The organism is Brevundimonas sp. Root1279 (assembly GCF_001425945.1).
Lineage (GTDB): Bacteria > Pseudomonadota > Alphaproteobacteria > Caulobacterales > Caulobacteraceae > Brevundimonas.
Map to the genome: position 1 here is coordinate 416532 of NZ_LMEB01000005.1, position 13469 is coordinate 430000.

General features: G+C 68.8%; 14 protein-coding genes (1 of these 14 only partly in view). 6 read left to right on the forward strand and 8 right to left on the reverse strand.

Going from position 1 to position 13469, the window contains the following annotated elements; translation table 11 throughout:
* Position 1: 1 nt before the first annotated feature.
* Positions 2-907 carry a DMT family transporter gene (locus ASC65_RS07885; protein ID WP_056451378.1) on the forward strand — a complete coding sequence of 302 codons (906 nt, stop codon included), beginning with the start codon at positions 2-4 and terminating at the stop codon, positions 905-907.
* A 56-nt stretch (positions 908-963) separates the two neighbouring features.
* Here ASC65_RS07885 and ASC65_RS07890 read toward each other — a convergent pair whose 3' ends face one another.
* On the reverse strand, positions 964-1530 hold the full coding sequence (locus tag ASC65_RS07890; RefSeq protein ID WP_056451380.1) for a DUF3035 domain-containing protein: 567 nt from the start codon (positions 1528-1530) through the stop codon (positions 964-966).
* A gap of 61 nt (positions 1531-1591) precedes the next feature.
* Positions 1592-2098, reverse strand: a complete 507-nt coding sequence (gene lspA / locus ASC65_RS07895; RefSeq protein WP_056451381.1) for a signal peptidase II — start codon at positions 2096-2098, stop codon at positions 1592-1594.
* Positions 2099-2271: 173 nt separating this feature from the next.
* On the opposite strand from lspA, the gene ASC65_RS07900 reads away from it, so the two are divergent.
* Entirely contained in the window at positions 2272-3510 is a 1239-nt protein-coding gene (locus ASC65_RS07900; RefSeq protein ID WP_056451383.1) for a cation:proton antiporter domain-containing protein, read from the forward strand.
* Between the two features lie 80 nt (positions 3511-3590).
* On the opposite strand, the gene ASC65_RS07905 is transcribed toward ASC65_RS07900, so the two are convergent.
* A complete protein-coding gene (locus ASC65_RS07905; RefSeq protein ID WP_156459593.1) occupies positions 3591-4382 on the reverse strand; it encodes a PhoH family protein in 792 nt (263 codons plus the stop codon).
* Positions 4383-4704: 322 nt separating this feature from the next.
* On the opposite strand from ASC65_RS07905, the gene ASC65_RS07910 reads away from it, so the two are divergent.
* Complete coding sequence (locus ASC65_RS07910; RefSeq protein ID WP_056451387.1) at positions 4705-5235, forward strand: gamma carbonic anhydrase family protein; 531 nt, start codon at positions 4705-4707, stop codon at positions 5233-5235.
* 3 nt (positions 5236-5238) lie between these two features.
* On the opposite strand, the gene ASC65_RS16710 is transcribed toward ASC65_RS07910, so the two are convergent.
* Entirely contained in the window at positions 5239-5778 is a 540-nt protein-coding gene (locus tag ASC65_RS16710) for a PAS domain-containing protein (protein WP_162245662.1), read from the reverse strand.
* A 146-nt stretch (positions 5779-5924) separates the two neighbouring features.
* Here ASC65_RS16710 and ASC65_RS07920 point away from each other — a divergent pair, with 146 nt between their 5' ends.
* On the forward strand, positions 5925-6794 hold the full coding sequence (locus ASC65_RS07920; protein ID WP_235561433.1) for a hypothetical protein: 870 nt from the start codon (positions 5925-5927) through the stop codon (positions 6792-6794).
* Between the two features lie 124 nt (positions 6795-6918).
* Here the strand turns inward: ASC65_RS07920 and ASC65_RS07925 are convergent, their stop codons facing one another.
* From ASC65_RS07925 to hfaA, 4 genes are all read right to left on the reverse strand, one after another.
* Positions 6919-9783 (reverse strand): M16 family metallopeptidase, encoded by a 2865-nt coding sequence (locus tag ASC65_RS07925; protein ID WP_056451392.1) that lies wholly within the window; start codon positions 9781-9783, stop codon positions 6919-6921.
* Positions 9784-9916: 133 nt separating this feature from the next.
* Positions 9917-11173, reverse strand: coding sequence for a holdfast anchor protein HfaD (hfaD, locus tag ASC65_RS07930; protein ID WP_056451394.1), 1257 nt, complete (start codon positions 11171-11173; stop codon positions 9917-9919).
* Positions 11100-12116: a holdfast anchoring protein HfaB gene (gene hfaB / locus ASC65_RS07935; RefSeq protein WP_056451396.1), complete on the reverse strand. Its 1017-nt coding sequence runs from the start codon at positions 12114-12116 to the stop codon at positions 11100-11102. Before hfaB ends, hfaD begins: the two co-directional genes overlap by 74 nt.
* Entirely contained in the window at positions 12113-12565 is a 453-nt protein-coding gene (gene hfaA, locus ASC65_RS07940; protein ID WP_056451398.1) for a holdfast anchoring protein HfaA, read from the reverse strand. The genes hfaB and hfaA overlap by 4 nt, the downstream gene beginning before the upstream one ends.
* Positions 12566-12660: 95 nt before the next feature.
* Between hfaA and ASC65_RS07945 the strand changes: the two genes are divergently transcribed.
* Together ASC65_RS07945 and ASC65_RS07950 are read left to right on the forward strand one after the other, a co-directional pair.
* Complete coding sequence (locus tag ASC65_RS07945) at positions 12661-13386, forward strand: rhomboid family intramembrane serine protease (protein WP_082525928.1); 726 nt, start codon at positions 12661-12663, stop codon at positions 13384-13386.
* 46 nt (positions 13387-13432) lie between these two features.
* Positions 13433-13469, forward strand: the start of a protein-coding gene (locus ASC65_RS07950) for a CBS domain-containing protein (protein ID WP_056451399.1). Its footprint extends 392 nt past the window's final position; only the first 37 of its 429 coding nucleotides appear in the window; the start codon lies at positions 13433-13435; its stop codon lies off the right edge, out of view.

Consider the following 13469-nt stretch of genomic DNA (forward strand, 5'->3'; position numbering starts at 1 on the left):
GGTGATCACTCCCGACAAGCCGCACAGTCCTCTGACCCTCGTCGAGATCGCCGCCATCGTGGCGATCGTGGTGATCTGGGGCGTCAACAACGCCGCCGCCAAGCTGGCCACAGAGACCCTGCCGCCGCTGTTGATGGGAAGCCTGAGGTTCCTCGTGGCGGCGGCCTGCCTGTTCCCGTTCGTCCGCCGGCCGTTCCCGAACTGGAAGAGCCTGTTGTTGATCGTGGTCCTGGGCGGGCCAATCCATTACGCCCTGATCTATCTGGCCTTCGCCATGGCGCAGGACGTCAGCCCGGTGTCGGTGGCGTCGCAGCTGTGGATCCCCTTCACCGCCCTCTTCGCCTTCCTGCTGTTGGGCGAGAAGCTGACCAAGCCGGCGCTGGCGGGCATGGCCGTGGCCTTCGCCGGCGTGGCGTGGATGACGCTGGACGCGCATGCGTTCGCCGACTGGAAGGCCATCCTTGTCGCCACAGCCGCGTGTTCGGCCTGGGCCATGACCACGGTGATCGCCCGGCGCACGACCTCGATCCCTCCGCTGAAGATGCAGGGCCTGCTGGCCCTGGTGGCGCTGCCCACCCTGGCGTTGGGCTCGGCCTTCTTCGAGCACGGGCAGTGGGAGGCGGTGCAGCGCGCGGACGCCCTGGTGTGGGCGTGCGTGATCTGGGCGGGGCTGGTCTCATCCGTCCTGGCCACGACCCTGGTCTTCTGGCTGGTCCAGAAGCGCGAGGCGGGGCGGGTGACGCCCTATCTGCTGGCGACTCCGGTCGTGTCGATCCTCATCGGCTGGAGCTTCATGGGCGATGTCCTGACGCCCCAGATCTTGTCCGGCGCGGCCCTGACCATGGGCGGCGTGGCGCTCGTCGCCCTGGCCGAGCGGGGCCTGAGGGCCGGGGCCGCCAAGGCCTGAAACGAAAAAGGCCCGGCCGCCGCAGCGACCGGGCCTTTCCCGATATTTCGAAACGCCTAGAGGCCCGGGAGTTTGAAGCCCGAGTCGCGGCGCGGCGCGATCGTGATGCCGGTGTTGCCGCCGGTGAGGGCCTGCATACGAGCGTACTCGCTGGCGGCGTCGATGGTCACGGCGCCCGAGGCGGTCTGGGTCGTGGTCGGCGCCTGCGAGGCGGTGTCGTCGCTGCGCCAGAACATGATCCGGTCGGCCCAGCCTTCTTCCTTGTGCGTCAGGTCGCCGAACTCGTCGTCGACGACGTAGCGAGCCAGGGGATCGGCGCGGTCGCCGCCGGCTTGGGCCACCAGCACCTGCTCGCCGGGCGAGCGGGTCACGGCCTGGCGCTGACCGAGCAGGATCTGTCGGGCGGCCGATTCCGGCGCCAGTTCTTGCGGGCGCGGCTGGCCCGGCGCCGGCGGACGCAGGCCGTACTCCGGCGGCACGGTCAGCGGAGCGGTCGAGACGGTCAGGAACTCGTCGGGAGTCACCTTGGTCAGGCCGATGTTCTGCTGGAGGCTGCTGCAGGCGCCGAGCGCGAGGCTCGAAGCGGCCAGAGTCAGAAGGACGGCGGTGCGGTTAAAGCGCATGGGCAATCTCGAATGAGCTGCGCCGTGGGGCGCACGCATAAACCTTAGAGGAAGCGGTTGATTACGACTTTTCAGCGGCGACGCCAACCTTGGCGGCGCGCTCAGCCAGCAGGCTGTCGGCGACAAGGAGAACGACGCCGACGGTGATGGCGGCGTCGGCGACATTGAACACCCAGGGGAAAACGCCGGTGCCGGAGAAGTCGAGGAAATCGACCACGAAGCCGAAACGAATGCGGTCGATCACATTACCGATGGCGCCGCCCATGACGAGGCCGATGGCCGTGATCAGCATCCGGCGGTCGGCGCGGGTCGCCCACCAGGCGAGCACGCCGGCGACGCCCAGCGAGAAGGCGCTGAGCATCCAGCGGGCCGAGCCGTCGCCGAACAGGCCGAAGCTGACGCCGCGGTTCTCGACCCAGGTGAAGTTGAAGATCGGCGGCCAGACCAGCACGCGGCCGACCTCGCGCAGGTCGATGCCGGACAGCACCCAGGCCTTGGTCAACTGGTCGATGACGATGACGAGAAGGGCGAAGCCGTAGGCGGCGTAGGCGATGCGGGGGATTTTCATTCGGTTCGCTGAAAAGTGAGTTAGCCCGGTTAGCAGTCCCGGCCCCTCGCGCGAAGGGCCTTGTTACGGTCATGGGGTCGCGGACGTCGATCCGAGGTTGCCCCGCGGGCCTCGGCGCCCCAAGTGTGACGCTTCCGCACCGCAAGGACTTCCCCGCACGCAAAGGAGCGCCGATGCCGCCTGCCGACGGCCACGCCACCACCCTGATATCGACCCTGGTCGGCGGCTTCGTGCTGGCGTTCGTGCTTGGGATGATCGCCAACAGGCTGCGGCTGTCGCCGTTGGTCGGCTATCTGCTGGCGGGAGTCGTGGTCGGCCCCTACACGGGCGGTTTCGTCGCGGATACGGAGCTGGCGCCCCAACTGGCCGAGATCGGCGTCATCCTGCTGATGTTCGGGGTCGGGCTGCATTTCTCGCCCAAGGATCTGATGCAGGTGCGCAAGGTGGCGGTGCCCGGCGCCCTGGTGCAGATCGGCGCGGCGACGGGCATGGGCTGGCTGTTGGGCCGGTTCGCCTTGGGCATGAGCGACGTCGAGGCCCTGCTGATGGGCTTCGCTCTGTCGGTTGCTTCCACCGTCGTGCTGATGCGGGCGCTCGAGGAGCGCAAGCAGAACAAGGGCGAGGTCGGGCGCATCGCGGTCGGCTGGCTGATCGTCGAGGACCTGGTGATCGTCATCGCCCTGGTCATGCTGCCCATGGTCCTGACCAAGGCCGGCGAGGTGGTCGACGGCCAGCAGGTCGCCATCAGCATCGGCTGGACCCTGCTGAAGGTCGCCGCCTTCGTCTGCGGGATGCTGGTGGTGGGCGGCAAGGTGCTGCCGTGGCTGTTGATCCGCATCGCCCATACGCGGTCGCGCGAGCTGTTCACCCTGGGCGTGCTCGCCATCGCCCTGGGCATCGCCTGGATCGCCTTCTACCTGTTCCACTCCTTCGCCCTGGGGGCGTTCCTGGCGGGACTGGTGCTGAACAGCTCGCCGCTGGGGCACAATGCGGCCGAGCGATCGCTGCCGCTGCGCGACGCCTTCGCGGTGCTGTTCTTCGTGTCGGTTGGCATGCTGTTCGATCCGACGATCCTGGTGCGCCAGCCGCTGGCGGTGCTGGGCGTTCTGGGCATCGTCATTATCGGCAAGTCAGTGGCCGCCCTGGCCATCACCGGCATGTTCAAGCTGGACAAGGCCACCGGCCTGACAGTCGCCGCGTCGCTCGCCCAGATTGGCGAGTTCAGTTTCATCCTCGCCGCCCTGGGCGTGACCGAAGGGGTGTTGAGCCGCGAGACGCATGACCTGATCCTGGCGGCGGCCCTTCTCTCGATCTCGTTGAACCCGTTCGTCTTCGCCCTGATCGATCGGATGGGGGCCAAGCCGAAGGCGGTTCCGGTCGCCGAGCGGCCGAAGGTCACCGACCTGATCTAGGGGCGGGACGACGCCAGACGAAAAAAACGGGGCGGCGGGCTCGACCCGCCGCCCCTTCTATTTTGCTCTGTCGGTGAGGTTCAGAGCACCCCGATCATCGAGGCGACCAGCGGGTGACGGACGATGTCGCGCTCGGCCAGCTTGACGACGGCGATGTCCGGCACAGCGGTCAGCCGTTCGGCGATGTCAGCCAGGCCGGAGATGCCCGGCAGCAGGTCAGACTGCTGCGGGTCGCCGGTGACCACCATGGTCGAGTGCCAGCCGAGGCGGGTCAGCAGCATCTTGAGCTGCACATAGGTGCAGTTCTGGGCCTCATCGACGACGATGAAGGCGTTGTTCAGGGTGCGGCCGCGCATGTAGCCGATGGGGGCGATCTCGATCAGGCCCTCGGCCATCAGCGCCTTGACCCGCTTCATGCTGAGGCGGTCGGACAGGGCGTCGTAGAGCGGGCGCAGGTAGGGGGCGAGCTTGTCCTCCATGTCGCCGGGCAGGAAGCCGATCGACTCGCCGGCCTCGACGGCGGGGCGGGACAGGACGATGCGTCCGACCTTGCCGGCCTCCAGGGCCTCCACCGCCTTGGCGACGGCCAGATAGGTCTTCCCGGTGCCCGCGGGACCGAGGGCGAGGACCAGGTTGTGATGATCGATCATCGTCATCAACTCGGCCTGGCCTTCCGATTTCGGCTTCAGCGTCTTGAGGTAGGCCTGGTCCCGATCGTCGTTCGAGGGGTGGGGCGACCAGCCTGCATGCTGAGGCAACCGCCGGACTTTCGAATCCTCGGTGAATTGCCGGGAATCGAGAACGCCGTGCTCGCGCGACATTTCGCGGGTCTGGCGCTTGAGGGCTGCTCGCTTGGTCATGGACGCCTCCAGGAATGACAATTCGGCGTCCGGGCAGGCCGGCCGCCTTGGGGCATGAAAAAAGGCGATGCCGGAAAAGCATCGCCTCGAACGAAGATCGAAATAGCGGAGGATGCACAGCATCCGCCCGGGTCGGAGGTGGGATCAACTGCCAGCGGAACAATCCGCCGAACCGAACGCATCACGCACGCCCCCGTGCTCTGACCGGACCGGGCTTGATCCGGCTTCCGATCCGGGGCCGAAATGGCGGCCTCGAATCGCATCAACAGGATGATGCTAGCTTGGTTTACGAGAGCTTAAAGCCCTCGTTTTCTTGAGAAATGGCGGTGTGTGGATGAATGTTTACAGCCTCGACGACAAGAAACCGCAGCTTCCGCCTGAGGGCGAATACTGGGTGGCGCCGAATGCAACGATCGTAGGAGACGTGATTCTCAAGCCCGGCGCCAGCGTCTGGTTCGGGGCGGTGCTTCGTGGCGACAACGATCCGATCACGATCGGGCGGGACACCAACATTCAGGACGGCAGCGTGCTGCATTCCGACCCGGGCGAGCCCCTGACGATCGGCGACGGCGTCACGGTCGGCCACATGGTCATGCTCCACAGCTGCGAGATCGGCGACAACTCCCTCATCGGCATCGGCGCGGTGATCCTGGGACGGGCGAAGATCGGCAAGAACTGCATTATCGGCGCGAACGCCCTGATCACCGAAGGCAAGGAGATTCCCGACGGTTCGCTGGTCATGGGCCAGCCGGGCAAGGTCGTGCGACAGCTGGAGCCGGGACAGATCGAGGCGCTGAAGGCCTCGGCGGCCCACTATGTCCAGAACTGGAAGCGCTATGTCACCGGGCTGAAACCGGCCGGCTGAGCCTCACGCCAGGCGGCGGCCCTGGACGGCGGCGAGGCTGAGGTCCGGGCGTCCCGGATCGCCGGCCGCCACCGCCAGCCGCGCGGTCAGCAGGCAGGGCATGTCGTGGTCCAGGCTCACCGGTTCGGCGGGCGCCATCAGGCCGAGGATGCGGTCGGGACGGCCGGACCGGCCTCGCAGCGGCGTCATGGTCACCTCGACGGTGGCGTCGCCTGCGCCGGCGCGGGCCACGATGACCATGGGCCGGGCCTGGCGGAGAGCTTGGGACAGGGTCTCGGCGACGAGGGGACGAGAGGCCGGCCCCCAGAGCGCCAGGAAGTCGGTTCCGCCGAGCGGGCGGTTGTGCAGGAGTTCGAGCCAGCCGCCGGCGACCCGCAGGGTGGGGCCCTCGCGACGTTGCTCGACCAGGAAGGCGCGCGGCATGCGAGCGCCCAGGGTCTCGGGACGGAAGGCCGCCCGGCGAGGGATTCCGCCACGCACGCCGGAGGCCCGGGCCAGGACAGTCCAGTCGTCGATTAGCCGTTGTGTATCAGGTTGGAACATCGTCCTCCCCTTTCGGCTACGTCCGGGCAAGGTTCGGACCGGTAGCGGACGCAACGGAAACGCAAGGCTTTTGTGGCTCAGATGCAGGTTGGAGCGGCGCGTGTCTTGCACGGCGCCGTGCATCGAAATGCTTTGGAGGTCGGCCCATGGGGGTGCGGATCGTGAACTGGATGACCGCGGCCGCGGGATTCATCATCGTGGCGGCCGTGGCCGACCCGGCTGCGGCGCAGTGCGGGACGGGCTGCCCGCCGCCGCCGCCGCCGTGTTGCGAGCCGCCGCCGCCTCCGCCGCCGCCGCCTCCGCCCCCGTGCTGCACGGCGCCGCCGCCCCCCTGTTGCAACGGCGGAGGCGACTTCAATGTGAACGTCAACGTCAATGCGAACGCCGAGGCCGGCGCCCGCAGCCGCACCGGGCTGAACGCCCGCGCCGGCGGGGCGGTCTGGGTTTCGGGCGGCGGCTCGGCCTATGTTACGGTCGACCAACCCTATCCGACGACCATCAACGGCCTGACGGTCGAAGGCGCGCGCGTGCGTCAGACGGTGCGCGTGCCCTACGAGGCGCGGCGTCGCTGGGAGAAGCGGGTGGTCATGCAGGCCGTCTGTATCGACGACCGCAACGTGCCGCACCCGGCGTCCCAGGTCCGTCCAGACCGCGACGTGGACGCGGCCTATGAGGGGGAGCTGTTCCGCTGCCTCGCCGGCACCTGGCTGCAGGCCACCTTCGCCGAGTATCAGGGTGAAATCCGCTTCGATCGCGGCGAAACCATCAGCTGCCGCAAGGGCGAGGCCCTTTGGCATGGCCGCGGCGGCGCCGTGGACTGCCGGGCCCAACGGGCGGAGCGCGACTGCAACGAGCGTTCGCTGCTGCGCCGCTACGGCGCGGGCGTGAAGATCCTGACCATGGTGCGCGAAGAGATCTACACGGCGTACCGCGAGGAGGTCGTCGAGCAGGAAGGCCTGGCGGTGTCGGGCGCTTCGATCACCCTGGACGGCGGCGTCGGCGGCCGGGTTTTCTGACGCCAACATGAACACCGGCGTTCAGTCGCCGGTCAGGCGCTGTCCGATAGGTTCTGAGCGTCGGCTCTGTCGACGATCCTGAGAAGCGACTGGCCCCGGTCCGAAAGGACCGGGGCCTCTTTTGTCACTGGGCCGGGGTTGCGGCCGGTTGGCTGGAGGTGACCGCCAGGCGCCAGGCGTGGTCCGGCGTCAGGTATTCGCGAGCGAGCCGCTGGATATCGGCCGGGGTGACCGCTTCCAGGTCGGCGAGGTTCGAGCGAATCTCGTCCAAGGCCTGCGGATCGCGACCGACGGCGGCCAACTGGCTGACCCAGTAGCCGTTGTCCGCCTGGTTGCGTCGCAGCGATTCCACCACGGGCGCCTTGGCCCGCAGCAGTTCATCGTCGCTGATCGGCGTGTCGCGCAGGCTGGCCGTGATGGCGTCGAAGGCTCCGAACAGCGTCTCCAGGTTCTCGGGTCGCGTTTCCGCGGCCATGAACAGGAAGCCGTAGTCCGGGAAGACCGACGAGGCGCTGGAAGAAGCGCCCGGCGAATAGGCGATGCCCAGCTTCTCGCGCACCTCCTCGTTCAGGCGCAGCTGAACCACGGCGGAGAGCAGCGACAGCTGTCGGGTCTCGGTGCGATCGCCGATCGAGTCCGTGGTCGGCCAGGCGACGAAGCCGAGCGCTTGTTCGGCGGGGCCGCTGTGCTTCAGCTGGATCGTCTCGCCGCCGGTCGCGGGGAAGCGGCGCTGAGCGGCCGCGGCAGTCGGCTGTTGCTGGGCGCCGCGATCCGGCAGGGCGCCGAAGGTCGAGGCGACGCTTTCAATGGCGGCGTCGACGGTGACGTCGCCGACAACGACGACGTCGATCGGGCCGTGAGCCCGACCGTCCATGACGCCCTTGCGAATTTCCTCGAGCGACATCGCCGCCACTTCCTCGGCTGTCGGCGTCGTCTGGCGCTTGTCGCCGCTGGACATCAGGCCGCCCAGGTCACGCCCGAGGACGCCGCCCGGCGTGGCCGCCAGTTGCTCCAGGGTCTGGGGGTGCTGGCTGCGAGCCAGCTCGAACGGGGCGGCGCGGAGGCCCGGGTCGACGAGGTAGGCGGTCAGGGCCTGCATCTCGAGCAGCAGGTCCTCCGGCCGGGTGGCGCCGCCGAGCGTGAAGGCGTCGTCGGTGATGCCGGCATTGACGCTGTAGGTCTTGCCGCTGAGTACACGGGTCAGTTGGTCGACGGTCAGCTTGCCCGTGCCCCCCGGGCCCATGACCGTATTGGCGAAGGCCATCGAGGTGACGCGATCGACGGGCTGCGCCAGCTCGCCGATGCCGGTGCGGACGTTGACCAGGATCTGGTTGTCGCGGAACTCTGTCGGCTTCACGAACAGGCGGACGCCGTTGGGGAAGTCGACGCGGGTGACCCCGAGGTCGGCGATCTCGGTCCGCTGGGCGGGGCGGCCGGGCGTTCCGAAGCTGGTGTACGGCCATTCCAGGGCCGCGTCCGCGGCGCGCGCGGTGACCACAGTGCGACGCGAGGCCTCGAGCGCGGCGGTGACCGCGGCCTCGCCGCCGTCGATCGGGGCGGGGGTGGTGACCAGGACGACCGGCCCCTGACCCTCGAAGACCGGGCGCACGGCGGCGTCGACCTGAGCCGGAGTCAGGCCCTCAACCGTCGCATTGAACAGCTCGAGGTTGGTCGCCGGAGCGGTGAAAACCGTCTCGGCGTTGGCGGCGCCGACCAAGCCGTTGGCCAGGGCCGGGGTCGAGCGGGTCGCCGCGGCGGTCACGGCGTTCTGCAGGCCGGTGCGAGTGTCGGTGATTTCGCGCTGCAGCTCCGCGTCTGTCACGCCGAACTGGACCAGACGGCGCTGCTCCTGCTCGATCGTCTCCAGCGCCTTGTTCAGTCCGCCCGGATTGAAGCTGGCGGACAGGGTGCCGATCTGCAGGCTGTCCAGGGCGTCGCCGGCCGAGGCGCTGGCGCCGAGGAAGGGCGGGTTGTCGCCCCGCGCCAGCTCGCCGAGCCGGCGATTGAGCACCGCTAAGCCAAGTCCGCGGACCAGGCCTTCGCGGCGTTCGGCGACCGAGTCGGCATCGAGGTCCGGCGGGCGGATCCAGTTCACCTGCACCGAGGAGCCGATGCCCGGCTCGACCAGGATGCGAGTCTCCGGCCCCCGTTGGGCGATCGTTCCCAGGTCGGGCTCGGGGCCGTTCGCAGCCTTGGGCTCCCAGCTCTCGAACGCCCCGCGGATCTTCGCTTCCATCTGGTCGACGTCGAAGTCGCCGACCGCCACGAAGGTGGCCCGTTCCGGCCGGTAATAGGCTTCATAGAATTCGACGAAGCGTTCGCGCGGAGCGTTGCGGATGATCTCAAGGTCGCCGATCGGGAAGCGGTTGGCGAGGCGTTGGCCGGGGGCGAGCAGGCCGAACGAGGCCTTGGCTACGCGCAGGCCAGGGGTGTTGCGGGTCCGCTCCTCGCCCTCGATCACGCCGCGCTCGGCGTCGACGGCGTCAGGGGCCATGAGGGCCTCGGAGACCTGTTCGCGCATGATGCGCAGGCTGGCGTCGACCGTCTCGTCGTTCGTGCGCGGCAGCTCCAGCATATAGACGGTCTGGTCGAAGCCGGTGGAGGCGTTGGTGTCCGCGCCGAAGGCCAGGCCCAGGCGTTCGAGGATGCGCAGCAGCTCGTTCTCGGGGATGTTGGTCGTCCCGTTGAAGGCCATGTGCTCCATGAAGTGGGCGAGGCCGAGCTGGTCCTCGTTCTCCATCAGCGAGCCGGCGTCGATGCGCAGGCGGAAAGAGGCCTGGCCGGGGGGCGTGGCGTTGCGCAGCACGGCGTACTGCATGCCGTTGGGCAGGACTCCGAAGCGGACGTTGGCGTCGGCCGGGATGTCGCTGGTCGCCTGGGCCCAGGGATCGGACGGCTGGACCTGGCTCTGGGCGAGCGCCGGTGCGGCGGCGACGAGCACTGCGGCGGACGCCGCGGCGAGCAGGAGCAGGCGGTGAGGGGAGCGCATTCGGCTTCTTTCGCTTGGCGCGATGATCTCCGCAGAGCCGCGCCGGACAAGGGGGCGGGGACACTCGACGATCCATCGCTACGCCCCGGACAACCTTGTGGCGACCGGCGCGAGCCTCTCAAGTTACGGAAGATTAATGTGAGGGCCGGGTGACGTGGAAGCTGGCCGCGTTGCCGACCGCGTTGGCGCCGCTGATCACCGCCCGGCCGGAGCCGGCGACGGTTGTCTGGGCGGTGGCGGAGACGTCGCCGTGGTTGACCTGACTGCTGGTGGCGTCGAGGCGGCCCTCGCACTCCGAACAGGCGTAGCCGGTGACGCTGTTGCCGACGGCCTCGGCTCCGACATAGGCGTCGTAGCCGTTGGTCCCCGAGAAGGCGGCGGTCACGTTGACGCCGCCCGTGTTGATCTGGGTCGAGTCGATCTCGACGAAGACGTCGTTGTTGCCGACCGACAGTTCGTTGCCGGCGCCCCGCGCCTGGGCCTCGGCGCGGCCGAAGTCGTAGGCGGTGGTGGTGGCGGCGGCGCGCACATAGGCCGCGTTGTCCTGATTGGCCTCGGCGACGACCGATCCGCCCTGGTTGTAGAGCTGAGCCCGGTTGCCGGAGGCGCGGGCGCGACCGGCCAGGTCCCAGGCGTTGCCGGCGTTGGCGCTGGCCTCGGCCTCGATGAAGGCGCCGGTCGAGCGCTGCTGGAGAATGACGGACTGGCCCGAGGTCTGGCCGCTGTTGATGGCGACAGCATTGGCCATGGCCTCGGCGTCGACGGCCAGTTCGGCCGGGACGTACTGCGACTCGACTCGACCATAGGCGCGCACGGTGGCGGCGTTGGCCTGGTCGACCGTTCCGTCGATGGCCGAGCCTTCGCCATAGGCGGCGACGGTGTTGGAAATGGCCGAAGCCGCGACATAGCCGCCGCCGAGCAGGCGGGCGCCGTCCTCGCCGAGCCGGGTGGTGGCGCTGACCAGACCGCCTTCGTTGATCTGGGTCGCGTCGACCGTCAGGCCGGCGTCATAGGCGCTGACCGCCAGGTAATTGCCGCCCGCCTGGGTGGTCGCCGTGACCGGCCCGGCCGTGTCGCCCCCCAGGGTCAGATCGGTCGTCGCGACGGCGTCGCCCTGCATCGACTGGTCGGACCGGACCGTGATCGCGTCGTTCTGAACCGCGCCCGAGGCGCTGTTGCCTGCGGCCGAAGTCGTGGCCGTGACCTGGTCCTGGGCGTCGACGACGTTCAGCGTCTGGCCGGCGAAGACGTCGCCCAGCTGCAGCTGTTCGTTCAGGACGATGGCGCCGCCGGTCGGCGGCGTCTGCGCAGCAGCCTCAGTAGCGGCTGCGACGCACAGCGTCGTCGCGGCGATCGTGCCAGCGAGACGGATCCGCGCGAGTTTCGCCATTGTTCGTGTCCGTGTTGGCGTAGGCCGGGTAGTAGCCGCCGGTCGGGCCGACCGTGCCGCCGAGGGGATCAGGACCGGCCGAGAGACAAACGTCCGGGCCGGGCGCGCCGTAAAGATTGGCCATGAACTCGACCGTGGCGCGCTCGATCAGGGCGCGGACGGCCAGTTGAACCGGTTCCAGCCCGCCTTCGCCGGCCGAGATGTCGAAGACGTTGCCGTTCAGGAAGTCGAAGACTCCCGCCGAGATTTCGCGGCCGATGATCTGCTTCTGGTAGCTGACCACGTCGACCACCTCGAGCGTGGTGGTCTGCACCAGCCGCAGGTCGATGGCGATGTTCATCACATAGGCCTTGCCGGCGAAGGCCGTCGACAGGGGCGTATCGCTGCTGGCCTGGCCCGCGGCGGCGTCAAAACCGCCCGACCGGATATTGTAGTTCACCTCGGTGATGCCGCCGACGATGTAGAAGTCAGAGCCCGGGACCTGTCCCGCGAGGATACGGCGGTACTGGGTGTCCTCGGGGCCGCCGGGACCCTGGTCGCCGATCAGCCGGTTGTTGGCGTAGCGCAGCTCGAGCTCGGACACGGAGGTGTCATAGCGCTCGACGATCCGGGCCCCGGCCTTGGCCAGGGCGGTGTTGGCCATCAGCGAGGCGCCGCCGGTGATCTGGCGGCCGCCGTCGGCCGAGACCGTGCCGGTGTAATCGCTGATCCGGCCGACGGCGATGCGCGGGGAGGGCAGGTCGTAGCGGCGCGCGTAATCGGCCATGCAGTACAGCGCGGCCGAATAGGGCGTCGGATTTGCGGTGACCGGCGCATTGCCGATCGGCGTCGCATAGGTCCCATTGGGCCCGGCGGAGGCGGAGATGCAGCCGCTGAGCAGGGCGGCGGCCGCGCTGGCGGCCACGGCCGCACGCAGGCGCCGGACGGTCGTGCCGTGGATCATGGAAGCCTCAGCTGGCCGTTCAGGCTGGTCCCGGCGGTGACATTGCCGTTGTTGACCTGAGTGGAGTTGACGATGACCGTGTTGTGGTTGCCCTGGACGACGACGTTCAGGCTGTTGCCGATGGCGGTCGAGCCGCCGATGGCCGTGCCGCCATTGGATCCCACGCCGCCCGCGCCGTTGTAGCTGGATGAGACGCCGCCGGTGGCGCTGGAATAGCTGCTCGCGCCCGACTGGATGATGCCGTCGACGATCAGCCGGTTGCCGTTGGCGTCGCGGGTCGAGCCGGTTTGGGGGCGGGCGGTGGTGTAGCGCGACGCGCCGTAGCCCGCCTGGTAGTTGCCCATGCTGGACGAGCCGGCCGATTGCGCGGCGGCGATCGACGGCGCAGCGGCCGGGGCGACCAGAACGGCGGCCGCCAGAATGTGAGTGGTCTTCAGCCGAACGGACACGATAGCCCCTCCACACGCGGACATGGTTGATCAATGAGCAAGCAACCCCCGTGCCAATCTGAGCCATGGATATTAAAAAGCGCTTTCCGGTCGCTATGTTGGTTAAACGACCCAGTCTGGCCCTCGAGCGCGGAACGAATCCCCTGAGCGAACATCCTCCCGAGCGCATCTTCCTCGCTCCGGCCATCACCGTGGCCGTGGCCGCTTCCATGCCGATTCTGTATCTGCTCCAGACCCGCCTTCCGGACGGGGGGCTGAGCCTGGCCTTCGTGCCGGCCACTCTGTGGGCCGGCGGCTGGTGGCCGGGCCTGCTGACCTCGATGTTCCTGCACTGGGGTTGGAGCCATGTGGCCATGAACGCCGTGGGCGCCTTCGCCTTCGGTCCGCCGATCGCCCGCCTGATGGTCGGGCCCAAGGGCGTGGCGGGCTTTCTTATCTTCTATGTCCTGTGCGGCCTGGTCGCCGCGGCGGGCTATAGCCTGGTGCACCCGGACAGCCGCAACATCCTGGTCGGCGCCTCCGGCGCGGTGTTCGGTCTGATGGGGGCGGCCATGCGCCGGCTGGGCCGCAAGAAGCTCGGCGGCCTGCGCGCCCTCGGCGACAAACGCTTCCTGACGACGGCCGGAGCGGTGATGGCGGTCAATGCCGCGACCGGCCTTGTCGGTCTGGCCCCGGGCATGACCGGGGTCCAGGTCGCCTGGGAGGCGCACGCCTTCGGCTTCATCTTCGGGGCCCTGTTGATCGGTCCCTGGGCGAGGCTGTTCGGTCCTGCACCTTCCGCATTTGATTCGCCGGACGTTCTGCGCGACCCTGAGGGCTGATAGCGGCGCGTCCGCGGCCGCACTCTATAGAGAGGGAGGAGCCGGGATGCTGGTCGCCGAAATTCTCAAGGGGAAGGGGGACG

Coding starts and splice junctions, on each gene's coding strand:
- ASC65_RS07890 (WP_056451380.1), bottom strand. CDS start 1,530: ATGCGCTTTAACCGCACCGCCGTCCTTCTGACTCTGGCCGCTTCGAGC.
- lspA (WP_056451381.1), bottom strand. CDS start 2,098: ATGAAAATCCCCCGCATCGCCTACGCCGCCTACGGCTTCGCCCTTCTC.
- ASC65_RS07900 (WP_056451383.1), top strand. CDS start 2,272: ATGCCGCCTGCCGACGGCCACGCCACCACCCTGATATCGACCCTGGTC.
- ASC65_RS07910 (WP_056451387.1), top strand. CDS start 4,705: ATGAATGTTTACAGCCTCGACGACAAGAAACCGCAGCTTCCGCCTGAG.
- ASC65_RS16710 (WP_162245662.1), bottom strand. CDS start 5,778: ATGTTCCAACCTGATACACAACGGCTAATCGACGACTGGACTGTCCTG.
- ASC65_RS07920 (WP_235561433.1), top strand. CDS start 5,925: ATGGGGGTGCGGATCGTGAACTGGATGACCGCGGCCGCGGGATTCATC.
- ASC65_RS07925 (WP_056451392.1), bottom strand. CDS start 9,783: ATGCGCTCCCCTCACCGCCTGCTCCTGCTCGCCGCGGCGTCCGCCGCA.
- hfaD (WP_056451394.1), bottom strand. CDS start 11,173: ATGGCGAAACTCGCGCGGATCCGTCTCGCTGGCACGATCGCCGCGACG.
- hfaB (WP_056451396.1), bottom strand. CDS start 12,116: ATGATCCACGGCACGACCGTCCGGCGCCTGCGTGCGGCCGTGGCCGCC.
- ASC65_RS07945 (WP_082525928.1), top strand. CDS start 12,661: ATGTTGGTTAAACGACCCAGTCTGGCCCTCGAGCGCGGAACGAATCCC.